This window comes from uncultured Methanobrevibacter sp. (assembly GCF_902769175.1).
GTDB lineage: Archaea > Methanobacteriota > Methanobacteria > Methanobacteriales > Methanobacteriaceae > Methanobrevibacter.
This window is the reverse complement of sequence record NZ_CACXNW010000021.1, coordinates 76602-93146: the sequence shown is the minus strand read 5'-3', so window position 1 is coordinate 93146 and position 16545 is coordinate 76602. Positions and strand designations below refer to the sequence as shown.

At 30.0% G+C, this 16545-nt stretch carries 18 protein-coding genes; 15 read left to right on the top strand and 3 right to left on the bottom strand.

Annotated elements, in window-relative coordinates:
- Positions 1 to 124 precede the first annotated feature (124 nt).
- The 8 genes from QZV12_RS08640 (at position 125) to QZV12_RS08605 (ending at position 5516) form a co-directional block, all read left to right on the top strand.
- A complete protein-coding gene (locus QZV12_RS08640; protein ID WP_295620328.1) occupies positions 125 to 799 on the top strand; it encodes a CPBP family intramembrane glutamic endopeptidase in 675 nt (224 codons plus the stop codon).
- Positions 786 to 929, top strand: coding sequence for a hypothetical protein (locus QZV12_RS08635; protein ID WP_295620324.1), 144 nt, complete (start codon positions 786 to 788; stop codon positions 927 to 929). The genes QZV12_RS08640 and QZV12_RS08635 overlap by 14 nt, the downstream gene beginning before the upstream one ends.
- A 213-nt stretch (positions 930 to 1142) precedes the next feature.
- Positions 1143 to 1940, top strand: a complete 798-nt coding sequence (locus QZV12_RS08630; protein WP_295620321.1) for a CPBP family intramembrane glutamic endopeptidase — start codon at positions 1143 to 1145, stop codon at positions 1938 to 1940.
- A 608-nt stretch (positions 1941 to 2548) separates the two neighbouring features.
- Positions 2549 to 2785, top strand: a complete 237-nt coding sequence (locus tag QZV12_RS08625) for a helix-turn-helix transcriptional regulator (RefSeq protein WP_295620317.1) — start codon at positions 2549 to 2551, stop codon at positions 2783 to 2785.
- A 22-nt stretch (positions 2786 to 2807) separates the two neighbouring features.
- Complete coding sequence (locus QZV12_RS08620; protein ID WP_295620314.1) at positions 2808 to 3542, top strand: DUF4013 domain-containing protein; 735 nt, start codon at positions 2808 to 2810, stop codon at positions 3540 to 3542.
- A 79-nt stretch (positions 3543 to 3621) separates the two neighbouring features.
- Positions 3622 to 4515, top strand: coding sequence for a DUF4013 domain-containing protein (locus tag QZV12_RS08615; RefSeq protein WP_295620312.1), 894 nt, complete (start codon positions 3622 to 3624; stop codon positions 4513 to 4515).
- Between the two features lie 168 nt (positions 4516 to 4683).
- Positions 4684 to 5139 (top strand): hypothetical protein, encoded by a 456-nt coding sequence (locus tag QZV12_RS08610; RefSeq protein ID WP_295620310.1) that lies wholly within the window; start codon positions 4684 to 4686, stop codon positions 5137 to 5139.
- Positions 5127 to 5516: a hypothetical protein gene (locus tag QZV12_RS08605; RefSeq protein WP_295620306.1), complete on the top strand. Its 390-nt coding sequence runs from the start codon at positions 5127 to 5129 to the stop codon at positions 5514 to 5516. Before QZV12_RS08610 ends, QZV12_RS08605 begins: the two co-directional genes overlap by 13 nt.
- Before the next feature lie 57 nt (positions 5517 to 5573).
- Here the strand turns inward: QZV12_RS08605 and QZV12_RS08600 are convergent, their stop codons facing one another.
- Positions 5574 to 5951 (bottom strand): hypothetical protein, encoded by a 378-nt coding sequence (locus tag QZV12_RS08600; protein WP_295620303.1) that lies wholly within the window; start codon positions 5949 to 5951, stop codon positions 5574 to 5576.
- A 500-nt stretch (positions 5952 to 6451) separates the two neighbouring features.
- Between QZV12_RS08600 and QZV12_RS08595 the strand changes: the two genes are divergently transcribed.
- The 4 genes from QZV12_RS08595 (at position 6452) to QZV12_RS08580 (ending at position 10948) form a co-directional block, all read left to right on the top strand.
- Complete coding sequence (locus tag QZV12_RS08595) at positions 6452 to 7861, top strand: hypothetical protein (RefSeq protein ID WP_295620299.1); 1410 nt, start codon at positions 6452 to 6454, stop codon at positions 7859 to 7861.
- 32 nt (positions 7862 to 7893) lie between these two features.
- Entirely contained in the window at positions 7894 to 8892 is a 999-nt protein-coding gene (locus QZV12_RS08590) for a hypothetical protein (RefSeq protein WP_295620295.1), read from the top strand.
- 612 nt (positions 8893 to 9504) lie between these two features.
- On the top strand, positions 9505 to 10143 hold the full coding sequence (locus QZV12_RS08585) for a CPBP family intramembrane glutamic endopeptidase (RefSeq protein ID WP_295620292.1): 639 nt from the start codon (positions 9505 to 9507) through the stop codon (positions 10141 to 10143).
- Between the two features lie 196 nt (positions 10144 to 10339).
- Positions 10340 to 10948: a site-2 protease family protein gene (locus QZV12_RS08580; protein WP_295620289.1), complete on the top strand. Its 609-nt coding sequence runs from the start codon at positions 10340 to 10342 to the stop codon at positions 10946 to 10948.
- Between the two features lie 134 nt (positions 10949 to 11082).
- Here the strand turns inward: QZV12_RS08580 and QZV12_RS08575 are convergent, their stop codons facing one another.
- Together QZV12_RS08575 and QZV12_RS08570 are read right to left on the bottom strand one after the other, a co-directional pair.
- Positions 11083 to 11649, bottom strand: coding sequence for an MATE family efflux transporter (locus tag QZV12_RS08575; protein ID WP_295620286.1), 567 nt, complete (start codon positions 11647 to 11649; stop codon positions 11083 to 11085).
- Positions 11650 to 11670: 21 nt separating this feature from the next.
- Complete coding sequence (locus QZV12_RS08570; RefSeq protein ID WP_295620283.1) at positions 11671 to 12474, bottom strand: MATE family efflux transporter; 804 nt, start codon at positions 12472 to 12474, stop codon at positions 11671 to 11673.
- Positions 12475 to 12795: 321 nt separating this feature from the next.
- Here QZV12_RS08570 and QZV12_RS08565 point away from each other — a divergent pair, with 321 nt between their 5' ends.
- From QZV12_RS08565 to QZV12_RS08555, 3 genes are all read left to right on the top strand, one after another.
- Positions 12796 to 12957 (top strand): preprotein translocase subunit Sec61beta, encoded by a 162-nt coding sequence (locus QZV12_RS08565; RefSeq protein WP_295620280.1) that lies wholly within the window; start codon positions 12796 to 12798, stop codon positions 12955 to 12957.
- A gap of 895 nt (positions 12958 to 13852) precedes the next feature.
- Positions 13853 to 16306 carry a hypothetical protein gene (locus QZV12_RS08560; RefSeq protein WP_295620277.1) on the top strand — a complete coding sequence of 818 codons (2454 nt, stop codon included), beginning with the start codon at positions 13853 to 13855 and terminating at the stop codon, positions 16304 to 16306.
- The gene (locus tag QZV12_RS08555; protein WP_295620274.1) at positions 16273 to 16503 is read left to right on the top strand and encodes a hypothetical protein; all 231 of its coding nucleotides are present in this window, start codon (positions 16273 to 16275) and stop codon (positions 16501 to 16503) included. Before QZV12_RS08560 ends, QZV12_RS08555 begins: the two co-directional genes overlap by 34 nt.
- The last annotated feature ends 42 nt before the right edge of the window (positions 16504 to 16545 follow it).

Here is a 16545-nt window from a genome sequence, read left to right as displayed (position 1 = left end):
AGATTTTTTTTTTTGGGATTTTGGAAAAAATTAAAAAAAATTTGGGGTCATGGATTTGATTTTTTTTTTTTTTAAATTTGTGACACCCTCTCAATTTTTATTAAAAAAATTTTTGGGGATGTGTATGGATTTTAAGGTAAAGGATTTTAATGTAAGATTGAGAACAATCACTCTTTTGGAAGCAGCAATAGCCATTATTATAGCTATTTTCTTATCTGGATACATCTATAATTTTATTGGTTTTCGAAATGAGGAGTTCTTTTCAATAATCTTTGATGTATTGATAATGCTCTTTTTTGTCATAGCTTGTAGTGGAACTCGAGGATTTTCAAGGGATTTGGATCAGGTCTTTGAATTTTCAAGCATTTTTAAAATAGTAGGGCTTGCTATAGTGGATTTTCTTTTTTGTGGGATTTTAATGGGATTTTGTTCCGCTTTAGGACTTGGCTTTCATATTGACTATTCCAGTTTTCTCATGGCAGCAGGACCTGGGCTTGGAGATCCAATCAGCTTATTCCTTGGATTTATAGCAGCAGTATTCATTGCTCCTATTGCGGAGGAATTGATGTTTAGAGGTGTATTATTCAATAGATTGAAAATCAGAATGGGAGCGCCATGGGCTATACTCATATCTTCAGCCATATTCGGTTCCCTTCATTTTTATGGTGGAGCTCCATTTTTGCATGTTTTAACTGCAACCACATTTGGTATGCTGATGTGCGTATTTTTCATGAGATACGATAATATATTAATGAACATTGCAGTTCATTTTTTAGGAAAACCTAATGGTTTACATTAATGATTACACTCCTTTAATGTCTATTATAAATTATTATCCATTTTCAGACATATTTGGATTTTTATGTTTGTTTTCAGTCGTTTTTGTTCCAACATACATTATTTATTATGCCCGAAAGTATAATCATTAACTTAAAATCCTTTTTTTGGTCGTTTAGACTGTGGAATATAATTTTTTTTAGTTGATGGATTAGGGTAAATTTTTTATAATAGTATTTAGGTAAATATAAATAATCGTTTAAAAGATATGTTTAGAATATTCAGAAATATTTTAATTTTAAAGTATTTTAAAAAAAGAATGAAGATTATTCATAAGATTTTCATTTTGATGTCAGGTGCATAAAATGGATTTTAATGGTACTGACTTTAATGTAAGACTTAGAACTATTAGAATTAGGGATTTGCTTGTAGCCTGTATTATTGGCTTTATCATTGCAGTGATTATAGCAGCAATATTTCCTATAGGGAAAGATGATAATGTAGTGGTGTTGCCCTTTGCGATTTTCATTGTCCTTTTCTTCATATGGGCTTTAAGGGGTACTACTGGATTAAGTGAGAATTTTTCAAAGATACGTGAAGAAGACAATAGGAAAGAAATCATTTACATATTCCTGATAAATCTTCTGTTTGCATTTATAATTGTGGCCATATTCTCAAACCTGGATATATTCTATGGCTCTTTATACCCAGATTATGTTCCTATTATGGGTATGACTCCAAATTCTTATGACCCATATACCTTTTTCGTGGAAGTGCTGTCTTCAATCATATTTGCACCTATTATTGAAGAGCTGATATTTAGAGGAATATTGTTTAACAGATTGAAAATAAGGATTGGAATAATTGCTGCTATGATTATAAGTTCTGCAATTTTTGCTATTGGTCATGAATTCGGCGGAATCATAAGTGCATTCCTTTTTGGAATGTGTATGTGCGTTATTTATTTGAAGACTGACAATATTCTCATGTCCATGTCAATCCATTTCTTAAACAATCTTGTTGCAGTGTTTTTGGAAACAAGCAATTTAGACTTATACCTATTCCAAATGCCTATGGCGCCGATTACTTTACTCGTTTCAGTCATTTCAGGTGTTTTAATCATTCTATATATTTACAGGAATGTTAAGAAGTTAACGGCTTGACCTTAAATTAACTTCTTCTTTTTTATAATTTTTCTTATTTTTTCATTTTTTAATTATTTTTATTTTTTGTGGCTGTAAATTTTAATGCTTATTTCAAATTTTATTTTTTTACAGTTGAAATTTCACTTTTATGAAAAAACGGATTTAATTTTTTTATTTTTTCAAGAAACTTCTTATTTTTTCTATTTTTTCTATTTTTAATTATTTTTGTCCATGAACTCCTTATTTTTTCATTTTTTAATTATTTTAATTTTTTATCAATATTCCTTTATTTTTTATTTTAATTATTTTAATAATTTATTTTTTCATTTAAGTAATTTAAATTAATCTTTATCTAATTTAATTAATTTTTTTTATTTATTTTTATCAATGCTTAATTTCAAATGCTTTTTTAAATGATGATTAATTAACAAAAATCATAGAAACATTTATATAGGATGTAATATAATTTTTACATATGGGAATGTAAAATAAATTTTACATTTGGAATTTATTTATTACATATGGAATGTATTTATAACATTTCTTACATTTGGAATTTATTTATTACATATGGAATGTATTTATAACATTTCCATTCTTTGATAAAATAGGGCTTAAGTGATTATATGAAAACAATTATAAGATATTTAAGGCAGGAAATTAAGATGAGCCAACAGGATTTAGCTGAATCTGCAGGTGTGACTCGTCAAACAATCAATGCCTTAGAAAACGGACGGTATAATCCTTCTTTACTTTTATCATATAAAATAACAATGATCTTGAATGAGGCTACTTATGGCGAAGATACGGATTCTTATTTAAGTATAGAAGATATTTTTAAATTTAGTGATGATGAACTTTAATTAGTTTAGGGGATGATGAAAAATGATTTTGGATATTTATAAAGATTCTTTCGAATATTCTGCTAAAGACTTAAAGACTTTATTGATATTGGGAGTAACATACTTTTTAACTTTCCTTGTGCTTCCATTATTCTTGGTTTACGGTTATTCCTACAGAGTTACAAAAGTCTCTGTAGAAGGTATGATAAACGGAAATGATCCATTGCCAGAATTTGACAATGTGATTGACATGTTTGTTGATGGGATAAAGGTTGTAATAACATATGTAGCATATATATTGATACCATTCATAATATTCTTCCTGTTTGCTGTTGGAGCTAATGCAGTTGGAGGATATGGTGAAAGCGTATTGATGGCTATAGGAATACTGATAACTGTTGTGCTCACAATCGCTGCCTACATCATGAGCATGTTTGGTGTAGCGAATATGGCAAACTATGGAGACTCATTCTCTAAGGCATTTGACATTAATGAAATAATTGAAATCATTAAGTCAATAGGAGTTGCAAGAACCGTAGGTGCTTTCCTTGGAATGCTCATAATCACAGGTGCAATTTGCCTTATTGTATTCCTATTAATTTGGTTTGTATTTGGATTCTTTGGAATCATTACAGGAATCTTAGGATTTAATATGGCAGCAGGAGGAATATTTGCTGCAGGATTCATTTTAAGCTACTTTGTAATGTTATTAATTGTAGGTCCTTATACATTGATTTACCAATCAAGAACTACTGGATTATTATATTCACTTCATTAAATGGGTTAATTGGGTATGAAAATTTAAGTTTTTTATGATTAAAATTATAAGTTAATATTTTATTAAAAAAGGTGATTTTGTGGCTAGTATTACTGATGTTGTAAAAGAAGGATTAAAGTATCCTTTCAATGATGGGAAAAAGGTTTTGACTTTTGGTGTAATATTCCTTATATCAAGCATTATTTCCTTGTTTATGAATTATTTTATTTATGATAGCTTAATGGTTATTGAAAGTCGTGCTCCTTTAGAAACTTATCAAGCACTTATGGGTGCGATTCCTCCAAGCAATATGGCTTTGATTGTGATTTCATGGATTTTGACATTTATAGTGATGATATTCTGTGTAGGATACATTTATAAAGTGATCCAATATGGCATAGACCACAAATATGAACTTCCAGGCTTTAATGACATTAAAGGATTATTTGTTAATGGTCTTAAGATGTTTATAGTTGGATTGGCTTATTCCATCTTGCCTATGATTCTATTCTTCCTTGGATTGATGTTGGCTATTAATCAGGCTGTCGGACCTTCTGTAAATGCAATTGGCGGAATCATACTCCTCATTGCACTTATATTTGGAATCTTCATGAGCTTAATGGAAGTAATGGCATTAGGCCATATGATTGCAAAAGATAATTTTAAGGCTGCATTTGAGTTTAAGGAAATCTTAGCCCTCATCAAAAACATTGGATGGGGAAGATACATTGGAATCCTATTGTTCACAATTATTGTTATCATGGTTCTTTCAGTATTCCTTGAATTCATATTTGGCGGTATCACTGTACTATTAAGCATGATATTAAGCTCTGCAATAGTAATGGCTATAGTCAGCATAATTTTACAGTCCCTATTCCTTAGTCCTTATATAAGCATTGTAATTGCAAGAATTTATGGATCAATTTATAGGGAAGCTAAAGGTGTTGAAGCAGAAGCTCCTAAAGCTGAATTCGAAAGTGCTGCTGAATTATAAATTATATTTAAATTCTGACTTTGAAAGATAAAAAATCATATTTAAAAGTTTTTTAAAGAAAATAGTTTGACCTCGAAAATTAGATTAAGGATATTTTTATTCTTTTTCTAATTTTTTATTCATTTTAATTGATATTATAGATAATAAAAAAAATAAAAGGTGATGATCTTGAAAAATAATTCAAAATTTATTAAGCGTTTCTCTTCATTATGCATTATTGCACTTATGATTTTTGGCGTATTTGCAGTAGCTACAACTGTAAGTGCAGCAGACAGTTTAGTAAAAAGTGATTTCAACAATACAAATTTTGCAATAGACATTCCTTCAGGAAGTGATTTTGCAGAAGAAGCAACAACTAACTTTAATATAGGGGATTTTTCTATGGGCATGGATATTTTTTCAAACCATGGAAACAATGCTAAAGATGTAAATACAATCATGTATATGAAAGATTCCTCTTCAAATTCAACAGTTATTCCAGATGTCCTTACTGATTTGAAAAAGGATGGTCCTATCGTTGAAGAAAACGATAAGTATTTTGTAGTGGACACTAAAAATTCCAACAATGGAGGTTTCTTCAATTGGGATATTGGAAATGATTTAAATGGTTTATGGACACTGTAAATGGAATTTTCTCCTCTGATTCAGATGTCAATGTTTCCACTTCAGATGCTGATGTACAGGTTTCCGCTGATAATGGAATAAATATAGTTGATGATAACGGCACTTCTGTTTCATTATCTGATAAGGGATTCTTTGTTTCAGATGCAAATGGTGATAATGTTTCCATTGATACAAATGGTGTAAAGGGCACTGACAACAATGGCAGTGGAGAAGCTACTGAAGGAAATATATCAATCAATGGAGATATGATTTCAAGCATTGAAAATTCAGATTACGCTCTCTGCATGGAAAGTCCTGATAACAATCAAGTGATTATCCTTGCTGGAAACAATTTGGATTTATTGAAATCCATGGCAGAAACTGCTTCTTTTAAATAGAATCAGTATTAAAATTATTTCATTTATTTTTAATTCTTTTCTCTTTTTCTTATTTTTTTAACTTATTAGTTCTTCAATTGATTTATACAACTCTTCTAAAACAGAAAATATTTTATCTCCAATAACTATTTTAGGCTCTATATTGGCACCATAGCTATTGAGTTCCCTTGAATCGTAAATGATTTTTACACTCCAAGTAAATCCTCCTTCCAATGTACAGCCCATATATTCTTCTTCAAGGTCCCAAATGCCTATTTTTTCAATATTTTCCCAAAATTCAATCCATTTTTCTTCCCTTACCCGGCCTATATCAATCAATTCAGGATTTGGATCATTTACTAAAAGAGTATTATTTATCAATTTGATTGATTTTGTTCCATTGAATTCATGCTTATAATTGATTTCAAACACTTCTGGGAGGTAATTGTCTGTCATAATCTGATTTCCTTTTAGTTATAAAATAACATCAAAAAGTTTAACTTTTTTAAATAATCTGATTTCCTTTTAGTTATAAAATAACATCAAAAAGTTTAACTTTTTCATTTAACAGTATCTTTAAACTAAAATATAAATTTAACTAGGGTATAATATGTTTATTTTTAATTTAAAGATTTATTTATAGCTAAAAAAATTTTTGAGTGTGTAAGGGCTAAAAATGAAATAAATAAAGTAAAATTTCACCTTTAATTAAAAAAATTCTAGAATATTTTGCAGCATGTTTAATGAAGTTGTTTTGATTCTTAAGAAGCTGTATTTGCTTTATTTATATTTGTCATCATATTCTTTTGTTTTGGTTTATTTTTATCGGTCATTCATAAAAATATTTGTCATTTGCAGGATAGGAGTGGGTATGTAAGCAAGTGCTTACATGCAAATAAGTATATAAAAGGCTTCTAACTAATAATTTAAATATCGAGAGGAGATGATATAAAAAAATGAGGAAGAAATATGAATCGAAATATAATTATTGTTTCTATAATATTAGGGCTTTTTCTATTAAGTTAAGTTCTGTTAGTGCAAGTGATAATAATGGCACTACACTTCAACATAACGATATAAGCCCTCTAGACAGTAATTCTGAAAAAATAAAACTAATAGACACTGATATTAATCAGGTAAATGAATGCGACAGCAATGAAAATATTGCTGTTGATGACTTAAATGCCAATCAATCAACAAAGGATGTTAATGGCAGTCTAGTTATAAATCAATCTGAAAATGAAATTAATGGCAATGGCTCACAAATCAATGAGACTAATTTAAATACCCTTCAAGGACTCATCAATGATGCACCTAACGGGTCAACCCTTGATTTAAGTCACGATTTTGATACTGTCAGCGAAAAGTTGATAATCAATATTACTAAAAGCATGACCATAGATGGTCATGGTCATACAATTGATTTGGCTGGAAGCAGCAGTCATGATCATTATTTCAAAGTTACCGATGGATCAGTTACCTTTAAAAACATCAGATTCATCAATGGATACAACAAGGATGATGATAAGGGAGGTGCAATCTTCTTTAAAAGTACTTTATCTTGTATTTTAATCAACTGTAGCTTTGAAAAATGTTGGGCAGAAAGTTATGGTGGTGCAGTTTATTCCGTTGGGAATTTACATATATACAACTCTACATTCTTCAACAACCATGTTGAAAACGACGGAGGAGCAGTATACGCTGAGGGTAATTTAATCGCTGAAAATACCATATTTGAAAACAACTCTGCTAAGGACTGCAGTGGAGCTGTTGATGTTGAAGGTTCCAACGCTGAATTAAATAGCTGTACTCTTAAAAATAACCGTGCAAAAGATGATGGTGGAGCATTATGGATTAAAGGCGATTTAATCGCTAATAATACCATATTTGAATGCAATAGTGCTGGTGACTGCAGTGGTGCTGTTGATGTTGAAGGTTCAAATGCTAAATTTGATGGTTGTACTTTTAGAAATAACCGTGCAGAAAATGATGGTGGAGCAATATGGGCTGACAATAAGCTAACCGTTAATAACTCACTATTCCATCACAACATTGCTAAGGATTGTGCTGGGGCTATCGAAGTTGAAGGCTCTGATGCAGCGATATATGGCTGTATTTTTGAAAATAATCGTGCAGAAGACCAAGGTGGAGTAGTATGGGCCAAAAATAATCTCATAGTTAAAAATACAACATTTAAAGATAACACTGCTGCTAAGGCAGGGGGAACACTTTATGTTAAAGGAGACTTGATTTTAATTAACAACCCTATCCTTTTTTCTGTTTCTGAAGATAAAAAACCAATTATATGTAAAGGCAGTTTGAAGATAAATGACTCTAGCGCACCTAACATAAGCTTCCACAGTTAATTGCGAATACTGGGAAAGATTCAATTTTAGACTTGTATTCTGATTATTCAACTATCGTTGATAAGCTAATAATCAATATTGATAAAAGCATGACCATAGATGGTCATGGTCATACAATTGACTTAGCTGGAAGCAGCAAGCATGACCCTTATTTCAAAGTTACTGATGGATCAGTTACCTTTAGAAACATCAGATTCACTAATGGATACAACAAGGATGATGATAAGGGAGGTGCAATCTTCTTTAAAAGTACTGGAGTTTGTACTTTAATCAACTGTAGCTTTGAAAACTGTTGGGCAGAAAGTTATGGTGGTGCAGTTTATTCCGTAGGGGCTTTACATATATACAACTCTACATTCTTCAAAAACCATGTTGAAAACTACGGAGGAGCAGTATACACTGATGGTAATTTAATCGCTGAAAATACCATATTTGAAAACAACTCTGCTGAGGACTGCAGTGGAGCTGTTGATGTTGAAGGTTCCAACGCTGAATTAAATAACTGTACCTTTAGAAATAACCATGCAGAAGAAGATGGTGGAGCATTATGGATTAAAGGTAATTTAATCGCTAAGGATAGCATATTTGATGGAAATAAAGCTGATGACTGCAGTGGAGCTGTTGATGTTGAAGGTTCCAACGCTGAATTTTATGGTTGTGCTTTTAGAAATAACTATGCTGACGATGATGGTGGTGCAGTATGGATTAAAGGTAATTTAATCGCTAAGGATACCTTATTTGAAGGCAATAGTGCTGGTGACTGTAGTGGTGCTGTTGATGTTGAAGGTTTCCAAGCTGAATTAAACAACTGTACTCTTTATAATAATCATGCTAATGATGATGGTGGTGCAGTATGGATTAAAAATAACTTAAAAGTCCAAAACACAACATTCGAAAATAACAATGCTCCTAATGCAGGAACAATTTATACTGGTGGAGACTTGACTTTAGTTAAATCCAATGTTCAATACAGTACTAGAGAAGACAATAAAGCAATTGTATGTAAAGGCTCCATTGCAATAAAAGATTAAATAAGTTGAATAAATCAACTTATTTTTCTTTTTTTTTTTAATTTAGATTTATTTTTTTTTTAATCTATAAACTGGGTTTTTTTAGGACTTTTTTTAATTTAGATTTATTTAATTTTTAATTTATAAAATAGGTTTTTTTAGGACTTTTTTTAATTTAGATTTATTTAATTTTTAATTTATAAAATAGGTTTTTTAGGACTTTTTTTTTAATTTTATTAAATATGTTCATTCCTTCGGATTAAACTTTTTTTTTAATTTTATTGATGATAAAAAAGGTTATAGGCTTAAACTAATTTTTAATTTATTATTTATACTTTAAGCCCAGATTTTTTTACAGTCTCTAAATTTCCAATAATCATTATTATCATATTTACCCAATAGTTTAATAAAATAAAATTATATAATATAAATTAATAAGAAGTTTAAAAAGGGGTTATATGATTAGATTAAATGATTATTTAGATAAATTATCAATAATAAAAGTGTTATCATTCTTTTTATTGATTTTGTTACTTCTAACATTAATTCCAATGCTTTTTAACTTTAATTTAGGAAGTTTATTATTTAAATTCATTTTATATGGGATAATGCTTCTGTTTTGTTTATAAATTTATGAAAATTGATTTAAATGATCATTCATCTAATTCCTTTAGAAATGCTTTAAGAAATGATGTTGATTCGCTATTTAAAGTGGCTGACCTTTCTCAAATTTCCTTTATTTTCATAGCGAATATCTTTTTTGTTTCAGCTATTTACTTTATTTTGGAATATTTAAGTAGATTATTCTTTATTCAGTTCAATTCTCCTCTTTTTGGAGATTTCAGCTCTTTAAGCATAGAAATATTGATTCTTTATCTCTTGACAATAGTTATTTTGTCTCCAATTATAGAAGAGATTCTATTTAGAGGACTATTTTTAAGAAGATTTAACAAGGAACTGGACAATCTAACATTGGCTATTTTAATCTCCTCTGTTTTATTTGGTATTTGCCATAACTTTGGAGGAATTTTAGGAGCTATTTTATTTGGTATTTGCGTATCAATCCTTTATATTAAATCAAGGAACATTTTAGTGCCGATATTTGCTCACTTTCTGAATAATTTCATTTCATTTTTGCTTGCAATCTGGGGCATTGAACATTTTATTCAAGGGAATGTGATTGTGATTGCTTCAGTTATTGTTTTAGCTATTGTATCCAATTTAGTACTATTTAGGGCTATATTAAAAGAATGGCCAAATGAAATGATTTAATTTTTTAGAATAATTTTTCATTCTTTTAGCTATTTTTAGTTTTTTTTTTTTTTTAACTGATTTTTTCATTGTTTAAGTTATTTTAGTTTATTTTTAATTTTTTTTTAGAAAAATTTCAATGATAATTTTATAGATAATATTAATTTTTAATAATATAATCATAAACTATATAAAAGTTTAAAATATAATTTAAGTTATGTTTAAATTTACAGGTAAAGAAATTAGAGATTTAATAATATCCTTTATAGTAATTGCTTTAGGATTTACTATTCTTTACTCTCATGGTGATTATAGCCATGTAACCCTTATTTTCCCAGTGGTTATGATTGGAGTAGGAGCAGGATTTATTTTCCACGAATTAGGACATAAATTCGTTGCTATGCATTATGGATATTATGCAGAATATGAATTATGGCCTACTGGATTGCTTATTGCATTGGTCAGTTCCTTTTTCGGATTCATATTTGCAGCTCCTGGAGCAGTTGTTATTTACCGCAATGGCATGGAAGAGAAAACAAATGGATTGATTTCTATTGCAGGGCCGCTTGTAAATATTGCATTAGGTTTTATATTTTTCTTAATATTAATATCTCTTGGAGATTTTGTTTATACCGATACCGGAGCAATTGTTTACCTAATCTGTATGCTCGGTACAAGAATCAATTTCTTCTTAGCTGCATTTAACCTATTGCCAATACCTCCATTGGATGGATCTAAAGTAATGGCTTGGAGCCTTCCTATTTGGTTAATTACATTTTCAGTTGCTGCAATTTTAGCCTTATTCTTCGGAGGATTCCTTGGATAGAAAATTAGAATATATTTAAAATTAGTGGGAGGTATAAACCACCCATTTACTTATTTTTTTTTAAAATCAGATTATTTATTCCATTCTTATTTTTTTAACTTTTTACAATGATGTATTGAACAGTTTATAGATTTTTAAACATTTGTCAAATAAACCATTTCATCAGGATTCATATTCTCTTCTATTTCCTTGTTTTCCGCTTTTGAAACATGCCATCTAAAAATGCAATATGAAAAGACGGATTGGATTGAATCGGCAAGCACTAAAGAAAGGAAAACTCCATTATGTCTTCCTAAACCTAAGACTCCGCATATGATAAAAATCAAAGCTGCCAATGAGCTTAACTTTAAAAGCACTGATAGGAAAGAATATGTACTTTGTCCAATAGCAACCAAAGATTGATTGCAGTTATAAATGATTGAATAAACTGCTAATTCATATATCACCAAGAAAATTATGTTTCGCACCTGTTCCAAAACAACATATTCAGTTGTAAAGAATCCAATGATCTGTTTTGAGAAAAATAGCAAAATCACTGCCATTATTCCATTTATTAGAAATGAAAATAAAATGGCTCTGTTAAGTTGTTTTTTAACCATTTCAAATCTTTTAGCACCAAATAAATACCCTACAACAATATTGCATGACCTTGAGAAACCTTGAGATGGAGTGAACAGGAATAGCTGAATCCTAATAATCAAGGTATAAGCTACAATTGCAGTTCATTGCTGGTAGTTTTTCATTGCGGTAACCACCATCAATCCGACTAAAGTCACAATCAGGCTGTCAAGCATTATTGGGATTGCATTAACCAAAATTTCTTTAATGATTGAAAATTTGAATTTAAAATCACCTAATCTGAATTCCACAATCTGTGATTTTCTAATTGCGTATATGTATAGGAATATTGAACTGGTAATCAGATATGCACAGGATGTTGCCAAAATTGCACCCAGGATATTCAGATTTAAGACAAAAATAAATAGGTAGTCTAAAACAATATTCAAGACAACTCCTAAAGACATGACTGCTGTGGATAATCTTGTGTTTCCTTCCCCATTCAATATTTCAGCAAGATATTCGGAAAGGAAGAATAAAAATATGAAGCCTATTAAAACCATCAGATACTTTTTTATAAGTCCATATTCTGAAATTCCAAGTATGGTTTTAAACAGGAAGTCTGATCCAAAAAAGAATCCCATTTGGATTGTGACGGTTAATATTAAAATCAAAAGAACTCCATGCAAGGCTATATTGTTTATGTTTTCATAATCCTTAGCACCTATTAACCGTGCAATCATTGACGAGACCCCTCGCCCAACACCTTTGCCTGTACGATTGAGGAAATATACAAGCTGTGAAATGTAGCTTATGGCAATAATGACTGAATTACCTAGCTTTGCTAAAAAATAAGTGTCTAAAATAGTATAGGATTCATTGAAAATCAATAATAGAATAATTGGAAGTCCCAAAATAATAAATGCCTTTAATGGATTTTCTTGTATAAATTCGATATTTCTTTTCATTTAATCCCTTTTTTAGATTTTTTTAAATTGCCATCTTTATTTGAAATGGCTTTGTAAATATTTTTTTTGTTCAATTAATTTGTATATAACTATTATGTTAATATAGTTAATTAATATTATCGAAAAAAATTCACAAATTTTAAATTATCATTTTTGACTTTTTCTTTTTTATAAATTATATGTCAAAATTTTCATATTAAAAACTAAAAGTTTTAATATAAGAAATGATAGAAATAAATAATACTTATAAAAATTATACTAATATTATAATTTATTAATTTAAAAAAAATTTTATTAATTCAATTATTCTAATGTGATATTATGGCTAAGAAAAACGATAAAATCAGCATGCCTATGAGTGGGGCAGGTTTAGTAAGATACTTTGACGACGAAAGTGTAGGTCCAAAAATAGCTCCAGAAATAGTTATTGCTATTACTGTAATTTTAGGAATCTTCTGTTTCATTTTAAGATTCTCTGTATAGATGAATATTAAAAAAAAGTTTTTGAAAACTTTTTTCTTTTTCTATTTTTTTAATTATTCTATTTTTTAAAAGCATAGTCTATTTTGCTTTATTTATTTTAGTTTGTCAATATGCTAACATTCTTTCATTTTTAATTTAACTATTTTTTAAACATTAATTATTTCCTTAATCCATGATCTTATTTTAAAAAGGGGGTCTGTTGAAAACCTTTTTTAAAATTTTATTTTAAATCTTTTTAACAGTAATTTTTAAAAATTTTTATATAAATTTATAGGATTTCAACAAAGCCTAAAAATTATTAAAAACCAAAAGGAATATGTAATTTTTTTCTAATTTTTTTTAGATTCCATAAAAAATTTTATATTGAAATTTAACATTGTAAAAAAATTTTTAATATTTTTGAAAATTATTTAAATATAAATATATATAAGTATTGAAATATTAATAGATAAATAATTTTTAATACAAATATCAAAAATGATATAAAAATGAGGGGAAGTTTATGAGGAAATTTTTATTTTTTATACGGCTATTTCTTATTAGTTTTATGATTATTTCATCTGTTGCAGCAACGGATGTGACTTAGGATATTGGTCTTTGTGAATATTCTGATAGTTTATCATCCACTTCAAGCATTAGTGTAGATGATGATCATATATTTATTGACTCTACAAATACGAATGATGTTTCAAGGGACTCTTCAAGTCCAGACACTTTTTCTGCAGATTCTTCAGCTTCAGATGCGGTTTATGCAGATTCATTAAGTCCAGGCACTGTTCATATAGACTCTTCTACTTCAGACACCTTTTCTGCAGATTCTTCAGCTTCAAATACAGTTTATGCAGATTCTTCAAAAGAAAAGATTTTATCAGCAGAGGAAGACTTAAACAATGAAGTGTCTGCTGAAACATTCCATGGAAAAAATTCAGATGTTGAAGTGGCTGATGATTATCAAAATGAAATTTACATTGGAAAAGACTCAAGCATAGAAACAATCGATGATGCTGTTCAAGATGATAATTCAAATATCAATGACATATACATTGAACCTTTATTTGATGGTTTAAATGGCGATTGCCATTATGGATATTGGGCCAATGGTCGTTTTTTGACACTTCTCAATTTCACAGACCTTGCTAATCATGGTGTGACAGATATACTGCTAAACTATTTCGTATATAGGGAAAATACTATGGAAGTGATTGCAGACGTTGTTGCCGATGCAAGGAGACATAATATCAATATTCCTATTTGGACTCAAATCTTTTGGGAATCTGGAGTATGGACATTGCCTGTAAAAGAAAATGGAGAACCAAATCAAGAATTTTTTGATACAAAAATTGAAGAGCTTAAAATGATTGCCAGCATACCAGGGCTTTATGGAATTAATTTTGATTACTTTAGATTTTCAGGTTCAAAGGAATACTCTGGTCAAGATACATGGGATGCTGCTGAAGACCCTCCTGGAGGTTTGGAAGCAATGAGCTTATTTAGAACACAAGCAATAAGCGCCATCAGAGAGATAAATCCTGATATAAAAATATCTTGCTGTGTAGGTCCTGGTAGGGATCATTATGAGGATTGGTTTGGTTTTAGATATGATGAACTTACTGCAGCCTTTGATATGGTGCTTCCAATGCTTTATACAGGAACTTTCCACAAAACTCCTGAATGGGTATATGATGAGGCACTATGGCATCTCAACAATACAAAAGGTGCTATTGTCTGGATAGGTTTATTGGCTTATATAAATGACGATGATATGGTACCGGTTCCTAGGTCTCGGATAAGTACTGAATTTAACAAGGTAGTGGAAACAAATCCAGAAGGAATAATGGTATTCAAATGGAATTGGAGTGAATACCTTGATTTCAATAATGTTACAGTTGATGAAGAGGAATTCAATTCATTGAAATACCTGGATTATGAAGTAAGGGTAACAGAAAAAGAGGTGAACTTAACACATGATTATGCCTTTGATGGAAGATATGATATGGAATTGATAAATGGGATAAATTTACTCAATAGAACGATAAATGGAAATAATCATACAGTTGATTTCAAAAGCGTTGCAGAGGGTTTCGCAATAATTGCCTCCAATGTAACGATTAATGATCTGACAATTCTTAATGCCAATTCCGCTATGATTAGGGTATTTGGCAGTTCCAACGTTATCTTTAACAATGTTCATTTTATTGATAACAGTAGCATAAATACAGCAAATAAGATTTTTCTCTACCTTGGAAATCAGCATTCTACTAAAGAAAAATTTTTATCTTCAGTTGCCTATATAAGCAATTGTACTTTCACTTCCAACATTCTCCACAGAAATGACATAGCATCTGAAGGTTTTAATCTTGTAATCAAAGATTCAACATTCTCTGGAGGAGAAACCATTTATGGACATGTTTATCTTAGGAATGCTTTTTTAGATATGGACAATAGCATTTTTAGAGATTTGACTTCAAAATACGCAACAGCAATCTTTGCAGAAACAGCTCTTTTTGCACTGAACAACACCAAATTCTATAATTTAAATGCAAATTTAACTGCCGGTGCAATAGCAATTAAATATGTGAAAAATCCTTATTTCAAAGCTTCCTATAATATTGAAAACTGCATATTTGAAAGCATTTCCTCTAAAAAAGATGGTGGAGCACTATACATTGATAGTGGTGGACGTGGAGGTCCAGAAGAAAACCTGACAATTAACGTTAGAAACTGCAGTTTCAATAATTGTGTAAGTGAATTCGGTGGAGCTATTGTTCAATTAAACTCTAATCTAAAGGTAATTGACTCTAATTTCACCAACAATTTTGCTGAAACTGCCGGTGGTGCAATTTATGCATCTCTGGCAAATCTAATTGTTATTAATTCCAGTTTAATTAACAATGGAGCGAACTTCGATGCAGGAGCAATATTCTTTGATGAAGGTGAATTGAATATCTCAAAATCCAATTTCACTCAAAATTATGTTACATACCTTATAGATGGCGTTGCCAACACAATTTATTTATATAATGCAGAAGCTTATGCTGAAGATTCATTCTTCAACAATACTGGAACAAGCATATTTGGATATTTCTCAACATTTGGCAGCAGTAATACTGATTTTGTCAATGATGAAATATCCGTAGATAATGAAGAGTATAAATTTGAGAATTCCTGGGCTTCCAATGACCTCAATCTTATAAACAATACAATATATGTAGATACTATCCCATCAAAATTTGACCTAAGGGATTGGGGATGGGTGTCTCCAGTAGTTGATCAGGGTGTAAATGGGCCTGTTGGGCTTTTGCTTCAATTGCGGCTTTGGAATCTGCACTCCTTAAAGCCACTGGAGTGACATATAATCTTTCTGTAAATAACCTGCAGAATTTGGTATTGGCCTACTCAAAATACGGAAGCTCTAATCACCTTGAAGGAGGAAAGCCAACAACAGCCATTTCACATATTCTCAGTTGGTTAGGAGTTCATGAATCTAGCAGAGACGAGTATGATGAATTAGGTAAGATATCCAATTTACTCTACTATTCCAATTAAACTTTCCATATCCAAGATATAATAATGATTCCCGGAGGTATG

Bases quoted from the DNA above. Each gene is read 5' to 3' on its own strand.
- QZV12_RS08640 (WP_295620328.1), top strand. From the start codon at position 125: ATGGATTTTAAGGTAAAGGATTTTAATGTAAGATTGAGAACAATCACT.
- QZV12_RS08635 (WP_295620324.1), top strand. From the start codon at position 786: ATGGTTTACATTAATGATTACACTCCTTTAATGTCTATTATAAATTAT.
- QZV12_RS08630 (WP_295620321.1), top strand. From the start codon at position 1,143: ATGGATTTTAATGGTACTGACTTTAATGTAAGACTTAGAACTATTAGA.
- QZV12_RS08625 (WP_295620317.1), top strand. From the start codon at position 2,549: ATGAAAACAATTATAAGATATTTAAGGCAGGAAATTAAGATGAGCCAA.
- QZV12_RS08620 (WP_295620314.1), top strand. From the start codon at position 2,808: ATGATTTTGGATATTTATAAAGATTCTTTCGAATATTCTGCTAAAGAC.
- QZV12_RS08605 (WP_295620306.1), top strand. From the start codon at position 5,127: ATGGACACTGTAAATGGAATTTTCTCCTCTGATTCAGATGTCAATGTT.
- QZV12_RS08600 (WP_295620303.1), bottom strand. From the start codon at position 5,951: ATGACAGACAATTACCTCCCAGAAGTGTTTGAAATCAATTATAAGCAT.
- QZV12_RS08595 (WP_295620299.1), top strand. From the start codon at position 6,452: ATGAGGAAGAAATATGAATCGAAATATAATTATTGTTTCTATAATATT.
- QZV12_RS08585 (WP_295620292.1), top strand. From the start codon at position 9,505: ATGAAAATTGATTTAAATGATCATTCATCTAATTCCTTTAGAAATGCT.
- QZV12_RS08580 (WP_295620289.1), top strand. From the start codon at position 10,340: ATGTTTAAATTTACAGGTAAAGAAATTAGAGATTTAATAATATCCTTT.
- QZV12_RS08570 (WP_295620283.1), bottom strand. From the start codon at position 12,474: ATGAAAAGAAATATCGAATTTATACAAGAAAATCCATTAAAGGCATTT.
- QZV12_RS08565 (WP_295620280.1), top strand. From the start codon at position 12,796: ATGGCTAAGAAAAACGATAAAATCAGCATGCCTATGAGTGGGGCAGGT.